The following is a 7,597-nucleotide window of genomic DNA, read 5'->3' on the forward strand; positions in this document are numbered from 1 at the left end:
TCACTGCCGAGTGAGCGCAGCAGGTCGAATGTGCACAAGACTACTGCCGGTTGCTGGCTGTGCTGTAGCTCACAGGCAACATCAATTTACATACACTGTCTAAGCCATGACGTCGGGTGTTAGATTTTGGGCCTGTGCCACATCGCCCCGTAACACTCGTGCCCAATCTCAGTCAGCAAGCCGCCGAATTCCTTGATTGCTACACCTGTGGCGTGCAGCCCCCGCAAGGCTGGCTGTATGACGCCGCGCTGCGCCAGACCCGGCTGGATTTCACCCCCGACAGCCTCAAGCGCATCGATGCGCTGCTGGCCCAGCTGCGCAGCAAGGTCGCCCCCACGCTGCAGGACATGGAAGCCACGCCACAGGCGTTCAACTTCTGTCTGCTGCTGGCGTTCTACATCGGTGAATACCTGGTGCGCCAGCACGGCATGGTGCTGACCTGGCATCACCACGACGAAGCCGGCGCGGTGCTGGAAACCACGCCGCCGCCAGCGTTCTTCTCGCGCGTGTTCGGCCTGACGGGCGGGCGGCTGTTTCTGCCGCTGGGCTGGCTCAGCGACCACCTGCTGGGCAAGCCCGAGCGCATGAGCGCCACCGACTACGTGGCCAAGCTGGCCACCCGGCCCGAGGCCCCCGGCGAGGCCACGCGCCGCCTGCAGCGCCCGCAAGGCATGCCCGCCGTCACGCTGCCGGCCGGCTGGGCGCCCGCGCTGCGCAATGCCGGCCAGCTGGCCGCTGCCGCGCTCGATCTGCTGGCCGACGGCACCAGCGCCCACCTGCCGGCCCGCTGCGAGCCGGGCGAGGGCGATGCCATCACCATCGTCTCGATGGCCGGCTATGGCGACCCGGACGAAACCGTGGCCCATGGCGAACAGCAACTGGCCAGCAACCCCAAGCAGTTGCCACGCATGGCGCTGTGCTACCCGGTGCATGACCGCGCCGGCAGCGCACCGCGTCTGCTGCTGCTGGTGCGCGTGCGCAGCTATGGCGGCAGCCAGCAGCTGGACAGCACCGTGTACTTTCCCTTCCGCCTGGCCGAACACCCGCAGGGCTTTGCCGTGCTGGGGCTGGAGGTGGACCGCGACATCGCCCCGGCCGATCAGCTGGATGCCGTCGCTGCCGCGCTGTATGCCGGCTTTGACCTGTGGCAGTCCACTCGCCTGCGCTGGGCGAACCCGGACGACGCCGCAACGGCCACGCCGGCAGGGCTGCTGAACGCGCCAGATGCGGCCCCGCAGCCCCCCACACCGCGCAGCGCGGCAGCCGCTGCAGCCGCTGCAGCCTGGCCGCCGGCGCAGGCACCGCAGGGCGGCTGGCCTGGTGCAACGGCATCGCCCCGGCAAAGTGGCGATGCCGGTTTTTCGATGGGCTCGTTGCTCAAGCCACTGGTCGAAAGCGCCGAGCGTGAGTCGGCCAGAGACGTGCGCCTGGTTGGGGTAATCAAGTTTTTTACCGGGATGGTGCTGGCTGCATTAGCCGTGGGTGCCTGCGTGCTGCTGGCATTGCTTCCAGTCCTGTCGATCGGGTTAGTCGTGTTTGCCGTGACGGCGGTGGGGTTTGCCTTGGGTGGTTTGCTGGAAGTGATCACCGGCATCAGCCTGGGCCTCATGGCGCAAGCCGTGAATGCCTTCGCGGAGACCCGATTTGCCAGAATAGCGGCGCTCACCTTTGCAATCACGCTGTTGCTGGTTGCGGCCGGGATGATGATATGGGCCCTATTTGGCGACCATTCCACTTGATGGCCACCCGCATGCCTCGCAACACCTTGCGGCCTGACTATGCGCGTCTCCTTGCCAAGAGTCCGACCCCATGACCAAAACCAGACCCGCCACCAGGCCGTATGACCCACAGCGCCAGGCCAGGCTGGCCGAGCGCAAGGTAACCAACTTCGTGCGCATCATCGGCATGTTCAAGCTGCTGATCTGCGTGCCACTGGCCATTGCGGCGCGGCACAAATACGCGCCGTTTTTCGGGGTTACGCCCTTTATCGCCATCATTCCGATCGGCCTGTGGTTCCTCGCCGTGTGCGGCTTGTTCGAGATGATCACCGCCATCCGTGTCGACGGGCTGATCCGCAAGCGCCACAGCCCTGCGGGTTCGGGGTATTTCGGGCGGTTCGCTGCGTTGCAAACCGCTTGCGGTACCCGTACCGCGGCGCGTTCTGCGCCTTGCGCTCCATCCCGAACTACCCCGAACGCAAGCGTGAAATAAGTGTTAACAGGCCCTAACCCATGCACCCGACCCCGCCCGTTTCCGGCCATCTGCATGAAGCACAAGGACGCAATGCACCAAGCACCCGCGCTTGATCTGCCGCGCCGCCGCACGCGCCACGCCGCACCGGGCTGGCATGCAGCTGCGCGCCGCGCATTGGCCGGCCTGCTGCTGGGCCTGGCGCTGCTGCCTGTGCACGCCATGGACTGCAGCCGCGCCAGCAGCGCCAGCGAAAAGCGCATCTGCGCCGATCCCAAATTGCTGCAGCTGGATGGCGAGCTGAACACGGCCTATACGCAGGCCATGGCAAAGGTGCCGGCGCAGTATCAGGCGCTGTTCAAGCAGCGGCAGCTGGCATGGTTGCAGATGCGCGATACGACCGAGGGTAAGGACGCGTTGGTTGAAGCGCTGGCGGAGCGCATTGCCACACTCAAGCAGCCGGTACGTTCAATCAACCGGCTTTCCTTCCTGTTTCTGGACCATGGCAACACGCCGCCCATCCTGCTGACCAGTCTGCCCGGCACCGCCGGCTATAACGCATGGGCATTGCGGCAGATACGCGTTGCGATCAAGGATGATCACGGCAACGTGCACGGTAACTGCAAACCGCATGATACGGAGTGCGATTTCACTACCGTAAGACATGAGGCCACCTTGTATTTTGCTTCGCCCGAATTACTCAGCATCGGCACCGCTGCTGTTTACGACACGCGCGGTGCGGCACATCCGGGCTGGGAAATCATCGCTTTCAATTTCTGGATGTCGCGCACAGGCCAGGTCAAGGCAAGTGACATCTTCCGTGGTCAGCACTTCCTCAAGGCGATTCGTGCCAAGTTTGAAACAGACAACGAGTGGACCGAGCAGATGAAAGCGGCGGCTGCAGACCCGGTGCACTGGACGATTGGCGATCATGCGTTGTCGGTTGGCGGCGATGCAATGGACTTTGGCATGGGCCGTGGCGGCTTTAGCGTGGAAGTCCCCTGGCGCAACTTCGGCAATGACCTCACCCCTGAATTCCGCCGTGCGCTGGCGGCGGCCAAGGGCGATGTCGCGTCGGGATGGTAGCGTGGTACAGCGCGGACACCGGGGCCTGACCATACCCACCGGGCTGGTCGGTTTTTTCATTCATCCTGCACGTGGCGGAGTACCTGTGTGAACCATAAAGAAAAACCAGCACAGCAGTGGCCCGAGCCGCAAGCTCACTTCGAGGTGCTGTTTGCCCCGGCCCCGACCGGCAGGCTGCGCATCATCGGCGCCCTGGCGTGCATCACCTTTACCCTGCTGGCCGGTTTGACCGGGCTACTGGTCTGGCAGGTCGGCCACCGGGGCGAGGTATCGGCGCTGTTGCGCGATCTGCCGCTGGCGTTCGGCGCGCTGGCCGTGGCCGGCCTGATCGGCTTTCTCACTGATGTGCCGTTCGGGTTGGTCGAATGTGATCTGTGCAGGCCCAGCTTGGACCGTGCGCCCCCCGCCAGCGCCGTGCGCCTGCTTGGCGCGCTGGAATGCGTGGCGATGTTGACCCTGGCCACCTTGGTGGGCGGGGTCGGCTATGAGGACCAGCGTGTGGGATTCTTTGCCGTATTCATCGCGGCGACATTCATCGCCCTGTCCGCAGCCGGCTTGATCCAGTTCGTCAGCGGCGTTCCGTTCAGACGCATCAATGGCAGTGGCCGCAGCGCGACGCGCCAAACCATGCTACCGCCGCAAGACTGACCCTGAACGTATTGATCGGCTTGGCCGATGGCCGGCTGTGTGTGGTGCAGCCAAGGTCCATAACAGTCGGCTGCGCCAGGCCGCATGCGATCACAATACTGGTCGCGGGCCCACGCCGGCGCTTAGAGCCGCTAACAAAACCCTGCTGGCGGCGTTACGCTCACTTGCCGTACGCCTTGTACTGTCTGCGTTTCGCGTGCCTTGCCAGCACCGCTTCACTGGGTTTTGTTAGCGGCGCTTATTCAAAACCGCCAAACCAGCTCGGGAGCACGGCATGGTAGAGCAGGATGCACTGCACCCGAGAAGTGCGGCGGCGTGGCAGACACTCTCGTTTCTGGCGGCCGATGCCGGCCTGCAGCTGGGCCACCTGGGCGAGTGCAGCCATGACTGGCACGCCGGCAGGGCGGGACGAGCGCCTGCGCATGCCTTTTTGCACGGCATGTATCTCGTCTACCTGTACACCTATCGCATGCTGGAAGAGGAGTGCGAGCTACCATATGGTGGCTTGATGCAGACACTGCGCGATCAGCTCGACTGGATGGATGAAGAAGGTTTGCACGGCCGGCAGGCGTTGTGGCAGCCCGAGGCCGTCAGCAGCCATGCGGCATGGCAAACGCTGCGCCAGCTGGCGGCCGACGTGCTGGTCGCTGCCGGCCTGCCGATGAATTTCCCCGCTACGCCGCTGTGCGTGGAAGACTGGGTGGAGCCGCCGATAGATCCAGCCTGGCTGGAATGGCTGTAGCCCTGACAATGCCAAGGAGACCGACTGCATGCTCTGGCCCGTACGCCTCGCCCATCCCCTTGGCGACCCTGCTGCCACGTGCTGGCAGGTGGATGACCATGTGGTTTTTCCCTGCTGCCTGTACCGTGACCTGCCGCAGCGTGGACCGGGTTATGGGCTGACGCTGGATGGCGGTCCGCAATCCCATCTCAGCCTGCAATGGCGCGACGGGCGACTGGAGGGGCTGAGTGCCTTGGCGCTGGGCGGCCCGCTGCGCCAGCACCATGCCGCACCGTATTCGCAAGTGCTGCCCGAACTGGCCGACGAGCCCTTGCTGGTGTTGCAGCCGCTGGATGGCCCGGCGCCGCGCGTGCAGGCGCGGGCAGTGCAGCAGCCGATCAAATTCGGCGTGACCAGTTATCAGGATGCCGCGCTGATCTGGTTTGCCCCGTTCACACCTCACTGGCAGGCTCCGGCTGGCGTTGGTCTGCAGTTGCTGCTGGACGAGCAGGGTGCGCTGGCAGGCCTGCTGTGGCGGGGCGATGCCGCAGCCGACTTGCGCCGGGCCGCAGGGCTATCTTAGGAAAAAATAACGTGTAGCGTTCCAGCTGGCTTCATTTCTCGCTGGTTCCAGAAGACGAGTTCGGTAGTTGCCCTGCAGCTACTGTCTGTACCCGCGCAGCAAGCTTGTGCAGAAAAGTGATATCTGCGGTTAGGTTTTCGCTGCCTTCACAAGCGTATCGCCATTTCTCGAAAGCCTTATCGTGTGTCTTAAGAACATCCAAAAATGTTCGAGGTGGATCGAAGTGAGGATAGGAGGGAACTGGGACAGTGGACTCAATTGCATCTTTTAATTTGGAACTGAGTTTATTGAACAGTTTCTTTAGCTCATGCCCCTTCGTCTTGGCCTGCTGTTCTGAGATGTAAATAGCCTTTAGCCCAAGTTCGATTGCGAAAGCTACGCACACGATGGCTGGTATCGTTGCATGCTCAAAAGCACCTTCATTAACCTTTACTTCCCCAGCGCGCTCAGACGCCACAAGAAATTGTTTCGACATTTTCAAGAATCCTAGCGCTAATGCCTCCGCTTCTTCACGGGTCACGAGCTTCTCGTTCTCTGTCAATTTGGACTCCGAAGATGGGCCAAACTGCTTCTTTGGAACATCGGGATTCATGACATCCCATACTGCGGCGCTGGCGACGTGGAAGTCGAGCAGCGGCGCATAGCGGGTGGTGTCGTCCAGCGTGCCGGCCTTGATGCCCAGCAGGCCGGGCATGTTGCTGAAGCGGGCGAACAGCTGCGCGCCGCAGTGGGGGCAGAAGCCGCGGCTGTGGGTGTTGCCGCTGTCGGATTGCGTGGCAAAGTATCTGGCGCTGCCGCTGATCTGTACGGCAGGCTCGGGGAAAATCATGGCGGGGATGAAGGCGCTACCCGAGCTGCGCTGGCAGTCCCTGCAGTGGCAGTTGCCGGCAAACAGCGGCTCGGCATCGACCGAATAGCGGATTTCGCCACACAGACACTGCCCGGTGTATTTTGCACTCATGGTTGGCTCCGGTTGGGGGTGAATAGCATCTTGATGCAGCCACCGATTGGTGGAAACTTGCAGGTAAGTGATTTTGCCCGCCAGGCGGGGCGCATGGCTGCGAGTGGGCGCGTATGGGTGCGTAAATGGGGGGGGCGCGTTGCCGCGCCCCCGTGTCATGCAGGCCGGTGGCGCTTACTTGCCGCTGGCTTCCACGCTGATGCTTTCACCACATTCGCTGCTGTCGCTGGCGCGGCTGGCAGCGTAAACGCCGTTGATGGCGTCCTTGATGCTGGCGGTGCTGCGGATGTCCTTCGGCAGCGTCACGCGGATTTCCTGCAGATAGCCGCTGCTGCAGGTTAGCAGGAAGTTGTTCTGCGCCTTGGTGGTGCCAAAGTAGCTGGCCACGGTGCTGTAGAACTGCGCCTTGGAGATCTTGCCGCCGCTGTGGCTGTCGATGTACTGGCCCATCGGCGAGGCATCCAGCGCCTTCACCAGATCGACTGCCTGGCGGAAGTAGCCATCGTCATCCAGCTTGGTCTGGCAAACGCCGTGCTTGCTCCATTCGTGGTCGCCCAGGTCCTGGCTGTAATAGAAGTTGGGCATCCACGGCGCGATGTAGCTGACGGTGGCCGACGACAGGTTCAGCGCCTTGGTGCTGCAGGTGTCATAGCCGATGCCGCACGATGCCTTGTTCGGCCACAGGCCGTGCAGGGTCAGGTGCTTCATCACCAGCGAGCCATTGCTCATGGCCTGGCATTCCGGCTTGGTCGGGCCGGCCGAGGTGTGCTCACAGAAACCCGGCTGCCAGCTGCTGGCCAGCACGAAGTTGTCGAACACGTCGGCAGTGTGGCAAGTGCCGCCGGTGGCGCCGCCGCTCGGATCGGTGTTGCCCATGCTCAGCGGCGTGCCGCACTGCGCCGATACCCAGCGCAGGCCGGCAGTGCCGTCGATGTACACGCGATACCACTCGGCCGCGCTGGTGTTGATCTCGTGGATTTCGTACTTGGTGCCCGGCACGGTGTACACCGAACCCGGGTTGGTGCCCTTGTTGAAGGACTGATACGCCTCGCAGCGCTGGGCGGCAAGGAATTCACCGGTAGCGGTTTCGCTGGCAGCGGCAAAGGGCGCGGCAAAACAGGCCAGCAGCGCGGCAAACGGCAGGAACTTGGACATGAGGACTCCGAAAGCAGGTTTGTTATGGGAGGCACGACAGCCCGGCGGGCCGAAGGCGCGGCCATCAAACCATATGTATGTTTCCGTATGCTTTCGTCATGCTTGAGAATTGTTTCAATCCGCGTCACATTGCGCCGGGAGGGTGGCATACCCCGTGGGCCGCATTAGGGCCTGTTAACACTTATTTCGCGCTTGCGCTGGGCCGCAAAGAGGTCAGCTACAAGGCACGCAACGCAGGCAATAACCGGTTATT

The 7,597-nt window shown here is 62.9% G+C and carries 8 protein-coding genes; 6 read left to right on the forward strand and 2 right to left on the reverse strand.

The window, feature by feature from the left end; genetic code table 11:
* Positions 1-158 precede the first annotated feature (158 nt).
* The 6 genes from B9A19_RS18095 (at position 159) to B9A19_RS18120 (ending at position 5,228) form a co-directional block, all read left to right on the forward strand.
* Positions 159-1,739: a hypothetical protein gene (locus B9A19_RS18095; protein WP_084092566.1), complete on the forward strand. Its 1,581-nt coding sequence runs from the start codon at positions 159-161 to the stop codon at positions 1,737-1,739.
* Positions 1,740-1,809: 70 nt separating this feature from the next.
* Positions 1,810-2,211 carry a hypothetical protein gene (locus B9A19_RS18100; protein ID WP_084092567.1) on the forward strand — a complete coding sequence of 134 codons (402 nt, stop codon included), beginning with the start codon at positions 1,810-1,812 and terminating at the stop codon, positions 2,209-2,211.
* A gap of 72 nt (positions 2,212-2,283) precedes the next feature.
* Positions 2,284-3,276: a lysozyme inhibitor LprI family protein gene (locus tag B9A19_RS18105; protein WP_176217008.1), complete on the forward strand. Its 993-nt coding sequence runs from the start codon at positions 2,284-2,286 to the stop codon at positions 3,274-3,276.
* Between the two features lie 87 nt (positions 3,277-3,363).
* Entirely contained in the window at positions 3,364-3,924 is a 561-nt protein-coding gene (locus tag B9A19_RS18110; RefSeq protein WP_084092569.1) for a hypothetical protein, read from the forward strand.
* A 274-nt stretch (positions 3,925-4,198) separates the two neighbouring features.
* Positions 4,199-4,666, forward strand: coding sequence for a hypothetical protein (locus B9A19_RS18115; protein WP_084092570.1), 468 nt, complete (start codon positions 4,199-4,201; stop codon positions 4,664-4,666).
* 28 nt (positions 4,667-4,694) lie between these two features.
* On the forward strand, positions 4,695-5,228 hold the full coding sequence (locus B9A19_RS18120) for a hypothetical protein (protein WP_084092571.1): 534 nt from the start codon (positions 4,695-4,697) through the stop codon (positions 5,226-5,228).
* A 31-nt stretch (positions 5,229-5,259) separates the two neighbouring features.
* Here the strand turns inward: B9A19_RS18120 and B9A19_RS18125 are convergent, their stop codons facing one another.
* On the reverse strand, positions 5,260-6,189 hold the full coding sequence (locus B9A19_RS18125; RefSeq protein ID WP_084092572.1) for a GFA family protein: 930 nt from the start codon (positions 6,187-6,189) through the stop codon (positions 5,260-5,262).
* Between the two features lie 174 nt (positions 6,190-6,363).
* Positions 6,364-7,344, reverse strand: a complete 981-nt coding sequence (locus B9A19_RS18130) for a ribonuclease T2 family protein (protein ID WP_084092573.1) — start codon at positions 7,342-7,344, stop codon at positions 6,364-6,366.
* Positions 7,345-7,597: the final 253 nt, after the last annotated feature.

Origin of the sequence: Andreprevotia lacus DSM 23236 (genome assembly GCF_900176275.1) — a bacterium.
In the GTDB taxonomy this organism is placed as follows: Bacteria; Pseudomonadota; Gammaproteobacteria; order Burkholderiales; family Chitinibacteraceae; genus Andreprevotia; species Andreprevotia lacus.